Below are 20,966 nucleotides of genomic sequence, written 5' to 3'. Positions count from 1 at the left end.
GATGCCCGGCATGGGTCTGGAGGAGCTGATCGGCAAGCTGCGCCTGGGCGGGCTCGACCTCACCGCCGAGGACGTGGCGGACGCGCTCTGGCTGGCCCCGCGGCTCGGCACGGGCCCGGCGCGCGACGCCCCCGCGCCCTCCCCGGCCGAGCCCGGCCGGCACCTGAGGGACGGTCCGGCGGCACCGGAACCGCCGGACACCCCGGACACTCCGGGCAGCCCGCCGGACCCCGGCACCGGACCGCGTCCGTCCCGCCCGGAGAACTCCACCGCCCCCGTCCCGCTGCACATGCGCACGCCGGGCTCCGGCCCCGCGCGCCCGCGGTCCGCGGGCGCCCCGGCCGCGTTCCCCGTCCGGGCCCCCGCCGCCGGCGCGCTGCCCGGACTGCTCGGCCTGGAGCAGGCGCTGCGCGCCCTCGGCCGCTACCGGACCGCCTCCGCCCGTGCCGAGGACGAGCGGATCGACGAGGAGGCCACCGCCGACCGCGCCGCCGCCGCCGGCGGCATCCTGCTCCCCGTCACCCGGCCCGGCCGCCGCCGGCGCTGCGACGTCCAGCTCCTCATGGACACCGGCCCGGCGATGGCCGTCTGGGGACGGATGGTGGAGGAGCTGCGCCAGGCCTGCCAGCAGTCCGGCGCGTTCGCCTCGGTCCGCGTCCACCACCTGTACGCCGACGACTCCGGGGACCCGGGGAGCCCTCCCGTCCCGCTCGTCGGTACGACCGCGGGTCCCGGCCGGCGCACCCGGCTGCGCCCCGCCGACGAGCTGCACGACCCCACCGGCCGCCGGGTCACCTTCGTCATCAGCGACTGCGTGGGCCCGCTCTGGCAGAGCGGCAGCGCCCAGCGGCTGCTGCACCGGTGGCCGCGAGGCGCCCCGCTCGCCGTCGTCCAGCCGCTGCCGCCGCGCCTGTGGGGCCGTACGGCGTTGCCCGCGGAGCCCGGCCTGCTGGTGCGCGACGCCGACACCGGCGGACGCCTGGCCTTCCTCCCCGACGACGAGCCCTGGGAGGAGCCGGCCGCCGACGCCCGGCCGGTGCCGGTCCTGCAGCCCACCCCGGACGCCTTCGGCGCCTTCGCCCGGCTGCTCGCGGGCACCGGCCCCACCCGCGAGCGTGCCTGGGCCGCGCTCACCGGCCCCGGCACGGCGCCGCCGCCCGCGCCCGCCGGTGCCGCCCAGCCGGGCGACGACGACCTGCTGCGGGCCTTCCGGGCCGGGGCCTCGCCCGGTGCCCTGCGCCTCGCGGTCTACCTCGCCGCGGCCCCGCTCACCCTGCCCGTGATGCAGCTCGTGCAGCGGGCCATGCTGCCCGACACCGGGCCCATGGAGCTGGCCGAGGTACTGCTCGGCGGACTGCTGACGCAGCTCCCCGGCACCGAGGACCAGCCCTGCTTCGCCTACCCGCCCCGGGTGCAGGACCTGCTCCTGTCCTCCCTCGACCAGGACACCGCCGGACTCGTCCTCAAGCACTGCTCGGCCTATGTGGAGCGGCACTTCGGCCGGGGCACCCGGAACTTCGCCGCGCTCGCCGCCGCGCGGCTCACCGACCGCGACCCGGACGGCGGCGCCGGATCGCTGCCCGCGGAGATCGGCGCGCAGGGCGAGGGCGGCAGCGTCGAGGCCGAGCTGTTCGCCCGGGTCCCCGCCCGCGTGCTGCGCTTCTACCGGCCCGAGCCACCGGCCCGCGACCCGCTCGCCGAGGGCGGCCGGCTGTTCGAGGAGTGGCGGCGCCGCGGCGACCCGGAGGTGCTGCGGCAGGCCCGCGACCTCGCCCGTACGGCCGTGACCGGTGGGGCGCGCGAGCCGCTCGCCGCCGTACGGGCCCGGCTGCTGCTCGGCCGGGTACTGCGCGCGGAGGCGGGCACGGCGGCCGCGCGCGCGACGGGCCGCCGCCAGGAGTTGCTGCGCGAGGCCGTCACCGAACTCGCCGCCGCCCGGGGGACGGCTGCCGCCGACGGCCGTGAACAGGCCGAGGCCGCCCTCGAACTGGCCTCCGCGCGCCGGGAGTTGTGGCAGCTCACGGCGGAGGGCGAGCTGCTGGCGGCCGCACTGGAGGTGCTCGACCCGGACAGCGCGCCGTGGCCGGGGCCGGCGGGGCGGGCGCGCGAATGGGCGCGCCGTCGCGTGGCGGACACCGGTGGAACCCCGGGCGATCGCCGTGACGAACGCGGTTCCCCCGAGGAAGGGGACTCCTCCGCCGAACGGGACCCCCGAGGGCACCGGGACGCCGGCTCAGGCCCGCAGGAACACGGCGGCGACGCAGCCGGCCACGGCGGCGCGGCCGGCGACGAGGATCTGCTGTGGGCCGTCGCCGTGCACCGGGCCCGGCTGCTGCTGCGGGGGCGGCTGCTGCTGGAGTCGCGGCGCGCCGGTGCCGCCGTACCCGACCTGAGGGAAGGCTGCGCGCTGGTGGAACTCGAAGCGGCCGCCGACGCCGTACGCGCCCCGGCGCTGTTCGATCTGGCTCGCGCCCTGCTGGGCGCCGGAGCCGAGGACGGCGAGATCCGGCAGGCGTTGCTGCGGGCCCTGGAGGCCGCCGGGGACGACCCGGTGCTGCTGCTGCCCTGCCTCGCCGCGCTGGCCGCCTTCCACGACGCGGCCGGGGAGCCCCGGGACGCGGACGCGGCCTACGAGCGGGCCGCGCTGCTCGCCCCGGCCGACAGCACCCGGCGCTGCGACCTGCTCACCGCCTGGGGCGAGTCGCTGCTGCGGCGGGCCTCGGCGCGCGACGGCGCCGGTGTCGTCGACCAGGCCGAGCAGGTGCTGCGCGAGGCGCTGCAGACCCTGCCGGCCCGCTCCGCCCAGCGGGGCCGGCTCCAGGGCCTGGTCGGCAGCGCACTCGCCCAGCGCTTCCGACACCTCGGTTTCCTGCCCGACCTGTTCGAGAGCCGGCACCTGCTCGGCCAGGCGGTGCGCGCGGCGGCCGACGCCGCCGTACGCGCCGAGGCGTGGCTCCAGCTGGCCCGGGTACGGCTGGAGGGCTGGCACCAGGCCGGGGCCCCGGTGCTGATGGAGGCGCTCCAGGCCTACGAGCACGCCGAGCGGGAGGCGAACGCGGCCCACGGCAGCGAGCCCGGCTCGGTGACGGCGGCCCGCGCCCGGCACGGCAGCGGGGCGGTGCTCGCCCTGATGGGGCGCACCGGAGCGGCCCGCAGCGCCTACCGGGCGGCCCGGGACCAGTGGCAGCGGCTCGTCGGCGCGCTGCAGGAGGTCGACTGGGCCGACGTCGAGCTGGCCCGTGGCGCCGAGCAGGAGCTGACGGCACTGGAGCCGCGCGGGGCGCCGCAGGAGCAGTGGCACCGGCTGGCGCCGCCCTGGTGGCCCTGGACCCAGGAGTGGGCCAACTCTGCGGAGCTTGACCTGAGTTGACCCGTCCAGGGTTTCTGCCTCCGGCCTGTCGGGAAGAACTGGGCAGCCATGACGGCCGTGCGGGGCGGACGCGGGCAGGGAGGAGCCGAGCGTGGCGGAGCAGACGAAGGGGGCGGTCGGCCCGGGTGAGGAAGCCGGTCGGTCCGTGCCGCTGCCCGACTTCACCGGCGTGGACCTGCGCACTCTGCGCGCCATGGACGATCCCGGGCTCACGGCGCTCGTCGACCAGGTTCTGGTGGCCGCCCGGTGCCGCAGCGAGATCTGGTACACCGGCGGGGACTACAGCCCCGTGGAACCCGACCTGCCCGGCCGCTCGTTTCCGGCCACCGGTACGGACCTCGTACGGGGTGAGGAACGACCGGGATGACCCTGGTGTCCGTGCCGCGCGAGGCGTTCGCGGAACTCGCCGGGACCCGGCCCCGCCCGGCCGCCCTGACCGCGCTGGCGGAGGGACTGCACGCCCGTCGGCTGCTCCTGCTCAAGTCGCTCCTCGTCCGGGTGGAGCGCGGCGGCGGCACCCCGCGCCGGGAGTTCGAGGCCGACTGGGCCCTGCTGGAACACGCCGAGCGCACCGACGCCCGCGCGGTCCGCGCGGTCGTCGACTATCCGATGACCGGCGCCTGGCTGGCCGCGGCACTCGGCACGCCCGACGGCCCCGCCTTCCACCGCCACCTCGCGCAGTTCCGGGGCGTGGCCGCCGCCGCGGCCGTACGCGCGGGCCACCGGATCGACCTGACACTCCCGCACACCACGGGCTTCCTGGTGCTGCCGGGACTCGGTGTCCTGCACCCGCCGGCCGGCCGGGCCCACCTCGACGGGCGCACCGGCAGCATCCGGATCCCCGGCGGCCCCGGCCGCGGGAGCGCCCCGCCCCTGTACGCCCGCGCCGGGCGCTGGGCCGGTCCCCGGCGTGCGTGCCGGCGCGGCTGGTCGGCCCTCGGCATCCTCCCGGGCGGCGCCGTCGTACTCGACGATCTGCATCCCCAGCGCGTGCCGGCCGGCGGCATCGGCCCCGCGGCGCTTCCCGCGGCCGAACGCCCGCGCTCCGCCCACCGGCTGTGGGCCCGGCGGTGGCGGGAGGCCCAGGCGGTGCTCCGGGCGACGGACCCCGGGCGGGTCGCCGAGATCGGGGCGGTGCTGCGGGCCGTGGTGCCGCTGTCCTCGCCCCCGCGCGGCGGCCCCGCCATGAGTGCCACCCTCCAGGACGCGCCGGGCGCCATGCTCTCCCAGCTTCCGGCCGACGGGACCGACCTGGCGGAGGCCCTGGTCCACGAGGTGCACCACACCAAGCTCACCACCCTGCACGAGCTGGTGCCGCTGTTCCGCCCGGGCGGACCGGCCGTGCACCGGGTGGGCTGGCGCTCCGACCCGCGGCCCGTGGCGGGAGTCCTCCACGGGGCCTACGCCCACCTCGCGCTGAGCGACCTGTGGTGCAGGGCCAGGACCGCGGCGGGGACCGGGCGGGCCTGGCGGCGGCGCGCCGCCGAACAGTACGACCAACACCGCACGCACGTCGGCCACGCCTTGTCGATCCTCCTTGAATCCGATGAACTGACCGCAGCGGGTGGGGAGTTCGTCCGGGAGATGGCCAGATCCCACGCCCGGCTCGGCGTGGCGAGCCAGGAGCATGAGTAACACTGTGTGCGTGATCGGTCGCATTCCGTGAGGCCGGTGGAGATGCCGCGGACGACGTACGGCGGCGGAAGTGGAACAGGGAGTTGTCGCATGGCGGAACAGCGGAGGACGGGCGGGGACGGTACGGGGACGCCCGAGCACTTCCTCGTGGTCTTCCCCGGCTATCACCGCTCATGGGCGGCCTGGATCGCGCAGTGTCTGGAGCGGCACGGCCACCGGGTCACCCTCCAGCGCTGGGACCCGCCGCGCGAGGTGCCGCTGGAGGACTCGCTCGGTGACCTGCTGTTGTCCTCCGGACGGGTCCTGCTCGTCCTGGACGACTGGTTCTTCGAACTGGGCCCGCGCCCCGCAGGGGAGTGGAACGACGTCCTGCGCGGCTTCGTCGCCGCCCACGCCGACCGCTTCACCGCGGTCAACCTCACCAACCGGCCCCTGCTGCCCGCCACCGCCGTCCTGGAACCGGCCAGCCTGTGGGGGCTGAGCGAGGACGGCGCCGAGGAGCGGCTGCTGGGCAGGCTGGGCCTGGAGCGCCGCCGCACCCCCAGGGCAGCGACGACGCGGGTCCGCTACCCCGACACCCGCTGCGAGATCTGGGGCGAGGTCCCCCGCCGCAACCCCCGCTTCACCGGCCGCGACGACCTGCTGGCCGAGCTGCACCAACGGCTCGCCGACGCCGAGCGCGGCGCCGCCGCCTGCACCCTGCTCGGCATGTCCGGCATCGGCAAGACCCAGCTGGCCGCCGAGTACGCCCACCGGTTCAGCCCCGACTACGACGTGGTCTGGTGGGTCAACTCCGACGACCGCAACATCCAGCGCGACCGGTTCGGCGAGCTCGCGGTCGAGCTGGGCCTCGGGATCGGCAGCGAACCCGGCGAGCGCATCCGTGCCGTGCGCGAGGTGCTGCGCCGGGGTGAGCCGTACGCCAACTGGCTGCTGATCTTCGACGGCTGGGACGACACCGAGGGCATCAACGCGCTCCTCCCGCAGGGCCCCGGGCATGTGCTGATCACCTCCCGCAACCGCGGCTGGAGCGAGCACACCGACGTCCTGGACATCCCCGCCTTCCTGCGGGCCGAGTCCACCGGCTATCTGATGCGCCGCGCCCCGCACATCACGGCGGCCCAGGCGGACGAGGTCGCCGCCGAGTTCGGCGACGTCCCGCTGCCCCTCGTCCAGGCCGCCTCCTGGCTCGGCGAGTCCCGTATGGAGGTGCCCGAGTACCTGCGGATGGTGCGCGAGCGCAGACTCTCCACCGTCGACGAGCCCGCCGCCGGCGACGGCTTCCCGCAGTCCTCCATGACCTCCTGGTCGATACTGCTCAACCGCCTCCGGCGTGCCCAGCCGCAGGCCATCGACATCCTCGGCCTCTGCACGTCCTTCGCACCCGGCCGCATCCCGCTCGGCCTGATCCGCGCCTACCCGCACGCGGACCTGCCCGAGGAACTGCGCTGGATGGTCACCGACCTGCCCGCCTGGACCCGCGCCCTGGACACGCTGGTCAACTACTCGGTGCTGACCCGCGAGACCCGCGGCCCCGTCGGCGCCGAGATGGGCCCGCACCAGGAGTCGGTGCACATGCACCGGCTCGTCCACGACATCGTCGCCAAACTGACCAGCGACGACAGCCGCGCCGTGCACCGCAGGGCCGTGCACACGCTGCTCGCGGAGGCCGACCCGGGCAACCCCGTGGACACGAGGAACTGGCCCCGCTACGCCGAGCTGCTGCCCCATCTGGAGCCCTCCGGAGCGCTGGCCAGCGACCAGCCCCGGGTGCGGGAGGCCGTGCTGAACTGCCTGCGGTACTGCTTCCGCAGCGGCGAGTACAGCGGCGGCCTGAAGCTGGCCCAGCAGATCCGCGAGCACTGGTCCCGGACCTTGGACCCGCTGGCCCAGCCCATGCTCGACCTCGCGGGCCAGGAGAGCTACATCCTGCGGGCCAGCGGCAGGTTCCGGGACGCCTACGAACTCGACCGGGGCGTCCTGGAACGCCTCCGGGCAGCTCCCCGGCGCAACGAACTCGCCGAGCTGACCACCCAGAGCGCCATGGCCAACGGCCTGCGCCACCTCGGGCGGTACGACGACGCGCACACCCTCCAGCAGGAGGTGCTGGAGGGCACCACACGCCTCCTCGGCCCCGACGAGGCCACCACCCTCATCGCCCGGCACAACCTGGGCGTCGGCCTGCGGCTGCTGGGCCGGTACGCAGAGGGCTACGAACTCGACCTCGACACCCTCGCCCGGCGCGACAACGTGCTGCGCGCCCGCCACATCAACACCCTCAACTCGGGCAACGCCGTCAGCAACGGCCTGCGCCTGCTGGGCCGCTACCGGGACGCCGTGGCCCGCCAGGAGCCGGTGGTCCGGCTGCACGTCCAGGTGCTCGGACCGCAGCACCCGCAGACGCTGGAGGCACGCGCCCAGCTGGCCATGTGCCGGCGCCGGGAGGGCGGCTTCACCCAGGACATCGGGCCGTCGATGGCCAGTCTGCTGGAGCAGCTGGTACGGCTGCACGGCCGGGAGCACTACCGCACGCTGGCGTTCCTCACCGACTACGGCAACTACCTCAGGGAGCACGGCGAGCTGAGCCGGGCCCGCGACCTCGTCGGCGAGGCCGAGGCCGGCTACCGGGCCCTGCTCGGCCCCGCCCACCCCGTCGCCACCGGCATGCTCGCCAACACGGGCCTGGTGATGCAGGTGTCCGGCGAGCGGGCCGAGGCCATGTCGATGTTCGAGGCGTCCGTCGCCGGTCTCACCGCGACGCTCGGGCCGGACCATCCGTGGGTCCTCGGCTGCGCCCTGAACGCGGCGAGCGCCCGCAACTTCAACGGCCGGATCACGGAGGCGGTGGAGCTGAGCCGCGACACCCTGCGCCGGTCGCGGCACGCCCTCGGCGACGACCATCCGCTGACGCTGTCCTGCATGATCGCCCTCGCCGCGGACCTGCGGGCCGCGCGGGAACAGGAGGAGGCCGGGAAACTGGAGGAGGACGGCCTGCTGGGCCTCACCCGCACCCTCGGCGCACAGCACCCCCAGACCCTGTCGGCCCGCCAACGCACCCGACCGTACTGGGACTTCGAGCCGTATCTGGGCTGATGTGCGAGGGCCCGGTACCGAGCAGGAACTCGGTACCGGGCCCTTTCACAGAGGCTGAACCGCCGGGGGCCTACGCCTCGAACACCTCACGCACCAGCTGCTCCTGCTCGGCCTGGTGCCGCTTCGCGGAGCCCACCGCCGGGGACGAGGAGTGCGGGCGCGAGATGCGCCGCAGCCGCTCGCCGTGCGGGACGTCCGCGCCGACCGCGAGGTCCAGGTGGTCGATCAGGTTGAGCGCGATGAACGGCCAGGCACCCTGGTTCGCCGGCTCCTCCTGCGTCCACAGGTACTTCTCGGCGTTCGGGTACTTCTTGATCTCCGCCTGGAGCTCGGCACCCGGCAGCGGGTACAGCCGCTCGAGACGGATGATCGCCGTGTCCGTGACACCGCGCTTGACCCGCTCGGCCTCCAGGTCGTAGTAGACCTTGCCCGCGCAGAAGACGACCTTGCGGACCGCGGCCGGGTCGACCGTCGCGTCGCCGATGACGGGGCGGAACTGGCCCGACGTGAACTCCTCCGTCTTCGACGCGGCGGCCTTGAGGCGCAGCATCGACTTCGGGGTGAAGACCACCAGCGGCTTGTGGTGCGGGTTGTGCACCTGCCACCGCAGGAGGTGGAAGTAGTTCGACGGCAGGGTCGGCATCGCGACCGTCATGTTGTTCTGGGCGCACAGCTGGAGGAACCGCTCGACACGGGCCGAGGAGTGGTCCGGGCCCTGGCCCTCGTAGCCGTGGGGGAGCAGCAGCGTGACGCCGGACGTCTGGCCCCACTTCTGCTCCGCCGCCGAGATGTACTCGTCGACCACCGTCTGCGCGCCGTTGACGAAGTCACCGAACTGCGCCTCCCACATCACGAGCGCGTCGGGGCGGGCCAGCGAGTAGCCGTACTCGAAGCCCATGACCGCGTACTCGGACAGCAGGGAGTTGTAGACGTTGTACCGCGCCTGGTCCTCGGCGAGGTACTGGAGCGGGGTGTACTCCTCGCCGGTCTCGCGGTCGATGAGCACCGCGTGGCGCTGGCCGAAGGTGCCCCGCTGGGAGTCCTGGCCGGACAGGCGGACCGGGGTGCCCTCCAGCAGCAGGGAGCCGATGGCCAGGGTCTCGCCCATGCCCCAGTCGATCGTGCCGTCCTCGACCATCGTCGTGCGGCGCTGCAGCTGCGGCAGCAGACGCGGGTGCACGGTGAAGTGGTCGGGGATGTTGACCTGGGACTCGGCGATGCGCTTGACGACCTCCGAGGAGATCGCGGTCGGCACCGCGACCGGGAAGCCGTCCTGCGGCGCCTGGGTGTCCGCGGCGACCGGCTGGGAGGTGGCCTCGCGGACCTCCGTGAAGACCTTCTCCAGCTGGCCCTGGTAGTCCTGCAGCGCCTGCTCGGCCTCTTCCAGGGTGATGTCGCCGCGACCGATCAGGGACTCGGTGTACAGCTTGCGCACCGAGCGCTTCTTGTCGATCAGGTCGTACATCAGCGGCTGGGTGAAGGCCGGGTTGTCCGACTCGTTGTGACCGCGGCGGCGGTAGCAGATGAGGTCGATCACCACGTCCTTGTTGAACGCCTGGCGGAACTCGAAGGCGAGCCGCGCCACGCGGACCACGGCCTCCGGGTCGTCGCCGTTCACGTGGAAGATCGGGGCCTCGATCATGCGGGCCACGTCCGTCGCGTACATGGAGGAACGCGAGGACTCGGGGGCCGCGGTGAAGCCGACCTGGTTGTTGATGACGATGTGGACCGTGCCGCCGGTGCGGTAGCCGCGCAGCTGCGACATGTTCAGGGTCTCGGCCACCACGCCCTGGCCCGCGAAGGCCGCGTCGCCGTGGATCGCCACCGGCAGGACCGTGAAGTCCGTGCCGCCCTTGTTGATGATGTCCTGCTTGGCGCGGGCGATGCCCTCGATGACCGGGTCGACGGTCTCCAGGTGGGACGGGTTCGCGGCCAGCGAGACCGTGATCTGCTCGCCGTCCAGGCCGGTGAAGGTGCCCTGGGCGCCCAGGTGGTACTTCACGTCGCCGGAGCCGTGCATCGACTTCGGGTCGAGGTTGCCCTCGAACTCGCGGAAGATCTGCGCGTACGACTTGCCGACGATGTTGGCGAGGACGTTCAGGCGGCCGCGGTGGGCCATGCCGATGACGACCTCGTCAAGGCGGGACTCGGCCGCGGAGTCGATCACCGCGTCGAGCAGCGGGATGACGGACTCGCCGCCCTCCAGCGAGAACCGCTTCTGGCCGACGTACTTCGTTTGCAGGAAGGTCTCGAAGGCCTCCGCCGCGTTCAGCCGGCGCAGGATGCGCAGCTGCTCCTCGCGCTCCGGCTTGGAGTGGCCGCGCTCGACCCGGTCCTGGATCCACTTGCGCTGCTTGGGGTCCTGGATGTGCATGAACTCGATGCCGGTGGTGCGGCAGTACGAGTCGCGCAGCACGCCGAGGATGTCGCGCAGCTTCATCATCGACTTGCCGGCGAAGCCGCCGACGGCGAACTCGCGCTCCAGGTCCCACAGGGTGAGGCCGTGCTCGACGATGTCCAGGTCGGGGTGCTTGCGCTGGCGGTACTCCAGCGGGTCGGTGTCGGCCATGACGTGGCCGCGGACCCGGTAGGAGTGGATCAGCTCGAAGACGCGGGCGGCCTTGGTGACGTCGTCGTCGTGGCTGGCGTCGATGTCCTTGAGCCAGCGGACCGGCTCGTAGGGGATGCGCAGCGCCTCGAAGATGTCGTCGTAGAAGCCGTTCTCGCCGAGCAGCAGGTTCGCGACCTGGCGCAGGAACTCGCCGGAGGCGGCGCCCTGGATCACCCGGTGGTCGTAGGTCGACGTGAGCGTCATGACCTTGGAGACGCCGAGCTTGTTCAGGGTGTCCTGGCTGGTGCCCTGGAACTCCGCCGGGTAGTCCATGGAGCCGACGCCCATGATCACGGACTGGCCGGGCATCAGACGCGGCACGGAGTGGACGGTGCCGAGGCCGCCGGGGTTGGTCAGGGAGACCGTGACACCGGTGAAGTCGTCCATCGTCAGCTTGCCGTCACGGGCACGGCGGACGATGTCCTCGTAGGCCTGCCAGAACTCGAAGAAGTTCAGCGTCTCGGCCTTCTTGATGGCCGCGACGACCAGCTGGCGGTCGCCGTTGGGCTTCACCAGGTCGATGGCCAGGCCGAGGTTGACGTGCGGCGGCTTGACGAGGGTCGGCTTGCCGTCCTTCTCGCCGAAGGACCAGTTCATCGACGGCATGGCCTTGATGGCCTGCACCATCGCGTACCCGATCAGGTGCGTGAAGGAGATCTTCCCGCCCCGGGCGCGCTTGAGGTGGTTGTTGATGACGATCCGGTTGTCGAACAGCAGCTTCACCGGGACGGCGCGGACCGAGGTGGCGGTCGGCAGCTCCAGCGAGGCGTTCATGTTCTTCGCGACGGCGGCGGCGGGGCCGCGCAACGTGACCAGCTCCGGGCCCTCGGGGGCCGCGGCGGCCGGGGCGGGGGCGGCCTGCGGCTTCGGCTGGGCCGGCGCCTGTGCGGGCGTCGCCGGCTTGGCCGGGGCCGGGGCCGCGGCCTTCGCCGCGGGAGCCGGGACCTGCGCGGGGGCCACGGCGGGCTTCGGTGCCGCCGGAGCGGCCGGGGCGGCGGCCTGGGGGGCCGGTGCCGCGGGCTGGGCCACAGGGGCCGTGGTGGTGGTCTCTGCGGCCCCCGCGGCCGCAGTACCCGCCGCAGCCGGGGTGGCAGGAGCGCCCGGCTTGTAATCGGCGAAGAAGTCCCACCAGGCGCGGTCTACCGAATTCGGGTCCTGGAGGTACTGCTGATAGATCTCGTCGACGAGCCACTCGTTCGGACCGAACGCGGCAGCGGGGTTCTTCCCGGCTTGGTCGTCGGTCGAGACGCTCGGGTTACTGGGGGACTGTGGCGACACGGCGGCAACCGCCCTCTTCCGCTTCACAAGGTGATGGACAGCGGAAATAAAGGCTACGCCTCCACAGCCGGGAAGGTCAGGTCGAGCAAGGTCATCGTCGCGTAAGTCACATCGGAAATCTTGTTTCAGGGCTTGATATGGCGGGAAACAAGCGTGGTTCCGCATGTGGGAGGGTGCACCGGTCCCGGCCCGGCGCGCCTTCGTTCGACGGGTGGCGCGGGCCTGCTCCTGATCACACGTGTCCAGCTGCGCGGGAACGGCAGCGACCGTCGTGGATCTTGTGCTTCCGGTTCGGACCCTACGTCAACTCGGGACGGAAGTCAGTCCCGGAAGAGTGACGATGATCCGGCAGCCGCGCTCGGATTCGGCCACACCGATCCGGCCGCCGTGCAGATCCACCGCCCAGCGGGCGATCGCCAGGCCGAGTCCGGTGCCGCCGTCGCTGCCCGGCCCGTGCGGCCGGGTCACCGCGCCCCGGTTGAACCGCTCGAACACCCGGTGCCACTCCGACCGGGGAATGCCGGGGCCCTCGTCCAGGACCTCCAGCTCCAGCGACTCGGGCTGCGGCCCGCGCCGCGCCTTCACCGTCACCCGGCCGTGCGGCGGGCTGTGCTTGACCGCGTTGTCGATCAGGTTGGCGACGACCTGGTGGATGCGCTCGGGATCGGCGTGCGCGGTCAGCTCCGGCGGGGAGACGTCCAGGTGCAGATGGACGTCCGTACGGGTGTGGCTGCCGGAGCCCGAGGCGATGCCCGCGCGCGCCGAGGCCACCATGTTGGCCTCCTTCAGCACGCCCGAGAGGTACGGCCACACCTCGAAGCGCCGCATCTTCAGCGGTACGACGCCGTTGTCGAGCCGGGACAGGTCCAGCAGGGTCTCCACCAGCCGGCCGAGCCGCTCGGTCTGCTTCAGGGCCGTCCGCATGGTCTCGGGGTCGGCCTCGGTGACCCCGTCGACGATGTTCTCCAGCACCGCGCGCAGGCCCGCGATGGGCGTCCGCAGCTCGTGGGAGACGTTCGCGACCAGCTCTTTGCGCTGGCGGTCCTGGGCCTCCAGCTCGTCCGCCATGACGTTGATCGTCTGGGCGAGGTCGCCCAGCTCGTCCCGGCGCCCGTCGCTCACCCGGCGGGTGTAGTCACCCTCGGAGATCGACCGCGCCACCGTGTTCATCTCGTCCAGCGGCATGGTGAGCGAGTGCGCCACGAACTGCGTGATCAGCAGGGTGGCGATCATGGAGAAGACCGTGATGAAGCGCAGCTCGGTCTTGGTGTGCACCGCGATCATCGACAGACCGGTGGTGATCAGCACCGAGATGACGACGAGCGCGCCCAGCTTGGTCTTGATCGAGAACGGGCGTACGCCGCCCCAGGGATCGTCCCCGGGGCTCCTCCGTGCGGCCTGCCGCCCGTCGGCGCTCATGGGGTGGGCGTCTCCAGCGCGTACCCGACGCCGTGCACCGTGCGGATCCGCTCGGCGCCGATCTTCCGGCGCAGCGCCTTGATGTGGCTGTCGACCGTACGGGTGCCGGAGGCGTCCGCCCAGTCCCACACCTCGGCCAGCAGCTGCTCCCGGGAGAGCACCGCGCGCGGGGTGTTCGCCAGGCACACCAGGAGGTCGAACTCGGTGGGCGTGAGGTGGACGTCCTCGGACTTCACCCGCACCCGGCGCTGTGCGTGGTCGATCTCCAGCTCACCGAGCCGCAGGATGCCGGAGCGCGGCGTGGACGCGGCGATGGCCGCCCGCTCCACCCGGCGCAGCAGCACGTGCACGCGTGCGGCCAGCTCCCGCATGGAGAACGGCTTGGTCATGTAGTCGTCCGCGCCGACCCCGAGACCGACCAGCATGTCCGTCTCGTCGTCGCGCGCGGTCAGCATCAGCACCGGCACCGGGCGCTGCGCCTGCACGCGCCGGCAGACCTCCAGGCCGTCGAAGCCCGGCAGCATGATGTCGAGGATCAGCAGGTCGGGCTGCCAGGCCTCGGCCGTGTCGACGGCGGCCGGGCCGTCCGACGCGGTCTGTACGAGAAATCCCTCGGCGCGCAGCCGGGCCGCGATGGCGTCGACGATCGTGGGATCGTCCTCGACGACCAGCACCCGGCGCTGTGCGCCCGGGGTGGTCGTCGCCGCGCCGCTCTGGGAGGTGTGTGTCTGCTCCATCGCCCGCCCCTGCTTGTTGCTTTCCGGAACCCGTGGGGTGATCCCATGTCTGCGATTGACGCTTGAATGATCCGCGTCAGGGCAGCACATTACGGGGATCGACCGCGCCGCCGCTATCCAGGTCGGACGGCGAGGTGTACCGCGTCCGGAACGCCCCGGGCAACCGGCACCTCTTCGGTACGCACCTGCTGGAACCCGGCATTCCGCAAGGTACCTTCAAATTCCGGGGAGGGTTCGGCGGACCACACCGCGAGCACCCCGCCGGGACTCAACACCCTTGCGCAGGCGGTGAGTCCGGCCGGTGCGTACAGGGCGTGGTTGTCGTCCGTGACGGTCCAGCCGGGGCCGTTGTCGATGTCCAGGCAGAGCGCGTCGAACGTGTCGGATGTCTCATTGACGAACGCCACGAGATCGTCCTGCACGATCTCGGTGCGCGGGTCGGCGAGCGCTCCGGCGGAGACCTCCGCCAGCGGACCGTCGCGGTGCCAGTCGACGACGGCGGGCTCCCGCTCGACGACGGTGATCCGCCCCCACCTGGGGTCCGCCGCGGCGTGTGCGAGTGAGAATCCGACGCCCAGCCCCCCGACCAGCAGTTTCGGCGCGGGTCGCGCGTCCAGCGCCGTCAGCGCGGCATCGACCAGCAGCCGCTCCGAGCGGCCGTCGGAGGTGTCCATCAGGAAGCAGCCGTTGGCGATGATCTGCAACAGCGTTCCGTGCCGGCGCAGCACCACCTCGCCGTACGGGCCGTCGCGCCGGTCCAGGACCACGGGGGAGTCGTACACGGCAGTCATGCCTCCATCCTCCTTGAACACACCTTGACCTTCATACGAATTAGGGATGTCGAACTGACGTGCACCCTTGCGGTGTGAGTCGTGGACGCAGCCGGAACGTAGGAGGTTGCTGTGAATCGGCTCTCGGGTGGCGTCGGTCATAGACAGCCGCCCCGGGAACCCGAAGGGTTGGCCGCAACGGAAGGAGTGCCACAGCGTGGAACGGACCGCGACGGGCCCTGCGACGGCCGCGTCCCCGCCCCTGACGGGCGCGCCCTTTCCGGACGGCACCGCCGCCGTACCGGGCCCCGCGATCGCGGACCTGCTGGACGGCATGCCACGCCAGCGGCACGCCGCGCCCGTCGCTCCCGCGCCCGTCCCCGTCGACCCGCGCCCGACGGCACCGCTCCCGCTCCCGCGGCCGTGGCGCCTGCTGCCCACTCCCACCGCCACCCCGTTCACCTTCGCCTACACGGCCCTCCTGGCCGTCACCTCCGTGTTCGCGACCCTGGCCGACCCCGCCCTGGTGAACGCCCTCTACCAGGCGTGCAGCACGGACGTGGCCCACCTGGTGCGCACGCCCGCGGTGGTGCTGCTGGCGAGCGCGCTGTGGATCGCGGGCGGTGTCCTCTCGCCGTACGCGCTGGCGTTCGTGCTGGTGCTCACCGCGCTGGAGCGGCGCATAGGGGGCGCGCGTGCGGCCTGCGTCTTCCTCGCGGGGCATGTCCTGGCCACGCTCGCCACCGAGATCCCGGTGGGCCTGGCCGTCCTGGTCGGCCACCTCCCGGCCACCTCACTGCACCGCCTCGACTACGGCATCAGCTTCGGCGTGGCGGCCAGCATCGGCTCTCTCTCCGGTCTCCTGCGCCCGTGGCTGCGCTGGCCCCTTCTCGTCCTGACGGCCGGTGAACTCGTGAGCGACCTGCTCGCCTTCGAGGACCCGATGACGAACTGGGGCCACCTGATTGCCTTGACGATAGGCGTGGCGAGCTGGCCTGTCGTGCGCCGGTGGCGCAAGGCGTCTTGATCGCTCACAGCGAACAAACCCGGGGAACACCAGCCCACCCCCAGCAGTTGAGTCGACATAGCTCAACTTGACTGCCGAAGGGGAGATCATGGCTACTGAGTCACCGGAGTTCACGCTCACCCTGCCCGTGCTGCCGCTCGACGACGAGGTCGTGCTGCCCGGGATGGTGGTTCCGCTGGACCTGAGCGACGCCGAGGTGAGGGCCGCGGTGGAGGCCGCGCAGGCCGCCGCCCGGTCGGAACCGGGCAAGCCCAGGGTGCTGCTGGTGCCACGCATCGACGGCACGTACGCGAAGACCGGTGTGCTGGGCACGGTCGAGCAGGTCGGCCGGCTGGCCGACGGTGACCCGGGGGCCCTGATCCGCGGCCGGAGCCGGGTGCGCATCGGCGCCGGCACCACCGGGCCCGGCGCGGCGCTGTGGGTCGAGGGCGCCCGCATCGACGAGAGCGTGCCGGACCCGCTGCCGGGCCAGGTCGCCGACCTCGTCAAGGAGTACAAGGCGCTCGCCACCACCTGGCTGAAGAAGCGCGGCGCCTGGCAGGTCGTGGACCGCGTCCAGGCCATCGACGGCGTCTCCGCACTCGCCGACAACTCCGGCTACTCGCCGTTCCTCACCACCGAGCAGAAGGTCGAACTGCTGGAGACCGCCGACCCGGTGGCCCGGCTCAAGCTCGCCGTACAGCAGCTCCGCGACCACCTCGCCGAGCAGGACGTGGCCGAGACCATCGCCAAGGACGTCCAGGAGGGCGTCGACAAGCAGCAGCGCGAGTTCCTGCTGCGCCGCCAGCTGGAGGCCGTCCGCAAGGAACTGCGCGAGCTGAACGGCGAGAAGGACTCGGGTGACGAGCCCGACGACTACCGCGCCCGCGTCGAGGCCGCCGACCTGCCGGAGAACGTCCGTGAGGCCGCGCTCAAGGAGGTCGACAAGCTGGAGCGGTCCAGCGACCAGTCCCCGGAGGGCTCCTGGATCCGCACCTGGCTCGACACGGTCCTGGAGATGCCGTGGAACGAGCGGACCGATGACAGCTCTTCCGCGTACGACATCCAGGGCGCCAAGGCGATCCTGGACGCCGAGCACGCCGGTCTGGAGGACGTGAAGGAGCGCATCACCGAGTACCTGGCCGTCCGCAAGCGGCGCAGCGAGCGCGGACTCGGTGTCATCGGCGGCCGGCGCGGCGGTGCCGTACTGGCCCTCGTCGGCCCGCCCGGCGTCGGCAAGACCTCGCTCGGCGAGTCCGTCGCCCACGCCATGGGCCGCCGGTTCGTCCGCGTCGCCCTCGGCGGCGTCCGCGACGAGGCCGAGATCCGCGGCCACCGTCGTACGTACGTCGGTGCGCTGCCCGGCCGGATCGTGCGCGCGATCAAGGAGGCCGGTTCCATGAACCCGGTCGTCCTGCTGGACGAGATCGACAAGGTGGGCTCCGACTTCCGCGGCGACCCGGCCGCGGCCCTGCTCGAAGTCCTGGACCCGGCGCAGAACCACACCTTCCGGGACCACTACCTCGAGGTCGAACTCGACCTGTCGGACGTCGTGTTCCTGGCCACCGCCAACGTCCTGGAGGCCATCCCGGAGGCGCTCGCCGACCGTATGGAGATCGTCCGCCTGGACGGCTACACCGAGGACGAGAAGGTCGTCATCGCCCGCGACCACCTGCTCCCGCGCCAGCTGGAGCGGGCGGGCCTCGGCGCCGACGAGGTCACCATTGAAGAGGGCGCCCTGCGCAGGCTCGCCGGCGAGTACACGCGCGAGGCGGGCGTGCGCACCCTGGAGCGCTCGATCGCACGGCTGCTGCGCAAGGTCGCGGCCCAGCACGAACTCGGCGAGCGGGAACTGCCGTTCACCGTCCGGGACGAGGACCTGCGTGCGCTGATCGGGCGCCCGCACCACGTGCCCGAGTCCGCCCAGGACCCGGCCGAGCGCCGTACGTCCGTCCCCGGCGTGGCGACCGGCCTGGCGGTCACCGGCGCCGGTGGTGACGTGCTCTTCGTGGAGGCCTCCCTGGCCGACCCGGAGACGGGCGCGGCGGGCCTGACCCTGACCGGTCAGCTCGGTGACGTGATGAAGGAGTCGGCGCAGATCGCGCTGAGCTTCCTGCGCAGCCACGGCGCCGAACTGGAGCTTCCGGTGGCCGGCTTGAAGGACCGGGGTGTGCACATCCACTTCCCGGCCGGCGCGGTCCCGAAGGACGGCCCGAGCGCCGGCATCACGATGACGACCGCGCTCGCGTCGCTGCTCTCCGGCCGCCTGGTGCGCACGGACGTCGCCATGACCGGCGAGGTCTCGCTGACCGGCCGGGTGCTGCCCATCGGCGGCGTCAAGCAGAAGCTGCTCGCCGCCCACCGCGCCGGGGTGACCACCGTGATCATCCCCAAGCGCAACGAGCCCGACCTGGACGACGTCCCGGCCGAGGTGCTGGACCGGCTCGACGTCCACACCGTGACCGACGTCCGCCAGGTCCTGGAACTGGCGCTCGCCCCCGCGACGAACGGCGCGACGCCGGAGGTTCCCGTGGCGGCGTGACGACTGTGCCCATCAGCGGGCTCCGCCCGCGGGCATGGGATGAGTGAAGGCCCGGGTCCCGTGAGGAGGCCGGGCCTTCGTCATGTGCGCGTACGGGATCTTCGCGCCGCGCTCATACGGGGATGGGTCGGTAGAATTCAGGCGTGAGTTGGCCCCCGAAGACCCCCTCCGGTCTGATCGGGGCCGAGGTCGCGGGCTACAAGGTGGAGCGCGAACTCGGTCGTGGTGGCATGGCCGTCGTCTACCGCGCCAGGGACCTGCGCCTCGGCCGGACGGTCGCCCTGAAGCTGCTCGCCCCCGAGTACACCAGGAACGACGCCTTCCGCCGCCGTTTCGCCCAGGAGTCCCGGGTGGCCGCCGCCATCGACCATCCCAACATCGTCCCCGTCTTCGAGGCCGGCGAGTTCGACGGGCTCCTGTACATCGCCATGTGCTACGTCCCCGGGCAGGACCTGCGCGCCCTGATCGACCGGGAGGGCCCGCTGCGGGTGCCGGTCGCGCTGCGCATCGCGGCCCAGCTGGCCTCCGCCCTGGACGCGGCCCACGCGCGCGAGCTGGTGCACCGGGACGTCAAGCCCGGCAACGTCCTGGTCGCCAAGGGCGTCGACAGCGACCATCCCGAGCACGTCTATCTCACCGACTTCGGGCTGGCGAAGAGGTCGCTGTCGCTCACCGGGTTCACCACCGCCGGCGAGTTCGTCGGCACCCTGGACTACGTGGCGCCCGAGCGGATCGCCGGGCGCCCGGTGGACGGCCGGGCCGACCAGTACAGCCTGGCCTGTGTGGTGCACGAGATGCTCGCGGGCGCCCCGCCCTTCCAGCGGGACGACCACCTCGAACTGCTGTGGGCCCACCAGTACGACCCGCCGCCCGCGCTCAGCAAGGAGCGGCCGGACATCCCGGCCGCCGCCGACGACGTGCTGGGAAAGGCCCTGGCGAAGGCCCCGGACGAGCGGCACGGCACCTGCCTGGAGTTCGTCGCGGCCCTGCGGGCGGCCGTCGCCGAGTGCGTCCCCCGCCGTCGTACGCCGACCGTGGTGGACCGCGTCCCGCCGCCGGATCCGCCGGCCTGGGCCCGGCCGTTCCTCACCTGATCCCGTACCGCTTACGCGGCTTTTACCCGACGCCTGTGGGTGCGTCAAGTCCCGAGTCCTCGGAACGTGACCCTGATTTCCCGTTCGGGCTTACTTGAAGCACGGCCTCACCGGAAAGGAAATGAGGCGGTCCGAGGGGAGTGAATCTCCTCCGGCAATCCCCCCGGTAATTCATCCGAGAATTCACGGGAAATCCTCACAGTAATGGGAGAAAGCTCATGACTCGTAATCTTCGCACCCACGACGACGCCCGTCCGAAGCGCCGAGGTCTGCGTTTCGCGACCCTCGCCGCCTCCGCCGCACTGGTCACCGGCGGGGTCCTCCTGCCGGTCTCCAGCGCCATGGCGGCTCCGATGCCCACCTCGACCGTGGCCTTCGTGCACGGCGGTGGCGCCGGTGGCGCCGGTGGGGACGGCGGTGGCGGCCTGGTCGGTGGCGGCGGTGGCGCCGGTGGCTCCGGTGGCGGCAGCGTCCTCGGCACCGGTGGTGACGGCGGGAAGGGCGGCAACGGCGGCGACGGCGTGCTGGCCGGTGGCGGCGGCGGTGGCGGCGGTGGCGGCGGCGAGGGCGTCGTCGGCGGCAAGGGCGGCGACGGCGGTAACGGCGGCTTCGGCATCCTCTCCGGCGGCAACGCCGGCAGCGGCGGTGGCGGGGGCGACGGCGTCCTCGTCGGCGGGAAGGGCGGCAACGGCGGGAAGGGCGGCAACAGCATCTTCCAGGGCGGCAACGGCGGGAAGGGCGGCAAGGGCGGCCTCGGTGGCCTCTTCGGCGGCGCCGGCGGGTCCGGCGGAGCCGGTGGCGCCAGCCTCTTCTGACCGGCTCCTCCGACCGGCTCGTCCGACGGCCCCTGTGACCGTCAACGGGGTGGAGGCCGCCCAGGCCTCCACCCCCCACCGGGCCACAGCGCCCACCCCCCGAACCTCTCACCTCGATCAGAACACCCTTGATCCGAAACGGAGTCCCCGATGTTCACCAGCCCCTTCCGGCGTCCTGCCCTCCTCGCGGCGGCCTCCGTGGCGCTCGTCACCGTCACCGCGTGCGGCGCCCAGGCAGCCACCCACGCGGCCCCGGCCGCTCCCACCGGCTACACGGCACTGGCCCACCAGTCCGGGCACTGCGGAGAGGGGGGTGAGGGCGGCAAGGGCGGCGCGCCGGGTCAGCCGGGCCAGCCGGGGCAGCCGGGCAAGCCGGGCTGCCTCTCGTTCCACGACCTGCCCGACAAGCCGAAGTCGGACCTCTCCCTGACCGACCGCGCACGGATCGCGCTGACCGTTCTGACCGGCCGGGCGACGAAGGCCGAGGTGGCCAAGAAGTACAAGATCTCGGAAAAGGAGGTCGACACATGGGAGCGCCAGGTCCTGAACGGCGACTGGCTCGGACTTATCGGCGACGCTTCGTGAGAAACGGAAAT

General features: G+C 72.9%; 13 protein-coding genes. 9 read left to right on the top strand and 4 right to left on the bottom strand.

Annotation, left to right across the window (positions count from 1 at the left end; genetic code table 11):
• Position 1: 1 nt before the first annotated feature.
• From ACFYZB_RS14535 to fxsT, 4 genes are all read left to right on the top strand, one after another.
• Positions 2–3,370 (top strand): SAV_2336 N-terminal domain-related protein, encoded by a 3,369-nt coding sequence (locus ACFYZB_RS14535; protein WP_388758307.1) that lies wholly within the window; start codon positions 2–4, stop codon positions 3,368–3,370.
• Between the two features lie 91 nt (positions 3,371–3,461).
• Positions 3,462–3,737: a hypothetical protein gene (locus ACFYZB_RS14530; RefSeq protein WP_351208096.1), complete on the top strand. Its 276-nt coding sequence runs from the start codon at positions 3,462–3,464 to the stop codon at positions 3,735–3,737.
• Positions 3,734–5,005 (top strand): aKG-HExxH-type peptide beta-hydroxylase, encoded by a 1,272-nt coding sequence (locus ACFYZB_RS14525; protein ID WP_351208097.1) that lies wholly within the window; start codon positions 3,734–3,736, stop codon positions 5,003–5,005. Before ACFYZB_RS14530 ends, ACFYZB_RS14525 begins: the two co-directional genes overlap by 4 nt.
• A gap of 90 nt (positions 5,006–5,095) precedes the next feature.
• Positions 5,096–8,098, top strand: a complete 3,003-nt coding sequence (gene fxsT / locus ACFYZB_RS14520) for an FxSxx-COOH system tetratricopeptide repeat protein (protein WP_388758304.1) — start codon at positions 5,096–5,098, stop codon at positions 8,096–8,098.
• Between the two features lie 70 nt (positions 8,099–8,168).
• Here fxsT and ACFYZB_RS14515 read toward each other — a convergent pair whose 3' ends face one another.
• The 4 genes from ACFYZB_RS14515 to ACFYZB_RS14500 form a co-directional block, all read right to left on the bottom strand.
• Complete coding sequence (locus ACFYZB_RS14515; RefSeq protein ID WP_388758301.1) at positions 8,169–11,987, bottom strand: multifunctional oxoglutarate decarboxylase/oxoglutarate dehydrogenase thiamine pyrophosphate-binding subunit/dihydrolipoyllysine-residue succinyltransferase subunit; 3,819 nt, start codon at positions 11,985–11,987, stop codon at positions 8,169–8,171.
• Positions 11,988–12,290: 303 nt separating this feature from the next.
• Complete coding sequence (locus ACFYZB_RS14510) at positions 12,291–13,406, bottom strand: HAMP domain-containing sensor histidine kinase (RefSeq protein ID WP_351208100.1); 1,116 nt, start codon at positions 13,404–13,406, stop codon at positions 12,291–12,293.
• On the bottom strand, positions 13,403–14,143 hold the full coding sequence (locus ACFYZB_RS14505; protein ID WP_351208101.1) for a response regulator transcription factor: 741 nt from the start codon (positions 14,141–14,143) through the stop codon (positions 13,403–13,405). The genes ACFYZB_RS14510 and ACFYZB_RS14505 overlap by 4 nt, the downstream gene beginning before the upstream one ends.
• Before the next feature lie 113 nt (positions 14,144–14,256).
• Positions 14,257–14,934 (bottom strand): spermidine synthase, encoded by a 678-nt coding sequence (locus ACFYZB_RS14500; protein ID WP_388758299.1) that lies wholly within the window; start codon positions 14,932–14,934, stop codon positions 14,257–14,259.
• 196 nt (positions 14,935–15,130) lie between these two features.
• On the opposite strand from ACFYZB_RS14500, the gene ACFYZB_RS14495 reads away from it, so the two are divergent.
• From ACFYZB_RS14495 to ACFYZB_RS14475, 5 genes are all read left to right on the top strand, one after another.
• Positions 15,131–15,940, top strand: coding sequence for a rhomboid-like protein (locus ACFYZB_RS14495; protein ID WP_388758297.1), 810 nt, complete (start codon positions 15,131–15,133; stop codon positions 15,938–15,940).
• 88 nt (positions 15,941–16,028) lie between these two features.
• Positions 16,029–18,461 carry an endopeptidase La gene (gene lon, locus ACFYZB_RS14490; RefSeq protein ID WP_388758295.1) on the top strand — a complete coding sequence of 811 codons (2,433 nt, stop codon included), beginning with the start codon at positions 16,029–16,031 and terminating at the stop codon, positions 18,459–18,461.
• A gap of 143 nt (positions 18,462–18,604) precedes the next feature.
• The gene (locus tag ACFYZB_RS14485; RefSeq protein ID WP_388758293.1) at positions 18,605–19,555 is read left to right on the top strand and encodes a serine/threonine-protein kinase; all 951 of its coding nucleotides are present in this window, start codon (positions 18,605–18,607) and stop codon (positions 19,553–19,555) included.
• Positions 19,556–19,773: 218 nt separating this feature from the next.
• Positions 19,774–20,370 carry a hypothetical protein gene (locus ACFYZB_RS14480; RefSeq protein WP_351208106.1) on the top strand — a complete coding sequence of 199 codons (597 nt, stop codon included), beginning with the start codon at positions 19,774–19,776 and terminating at the stop codon, positions 20,368–20,370.
• A gap of 150 nt (positions 20,371–20,520) precedes the next feature.
• Positions 20,521–20,955: a hypothetical protein gene (locus ACFYZB_RS14475; protein ID WP_388758290.1), complete on the top strand. Its 435-nt coding sequence runs from the start codon at positions 20,521–20,523 to the stop codon at positions 20,953–20,955.
• Positions 20,956–20,966: the final 11 nt, after the last annotated feature.

Origin of the sequence: Streptomyces sp. NPDC001852 (assembly GCF_042891825.1) — a bacterium.
Classification (GTDB): Bacteria; Actinomycetota; Actinomycetes; order Streptomycetales; family Streptomycetaceae; genus Streptomyces.
This window is presented reverse-complemented; position numbering and strand designations above follow the sequence as displayed.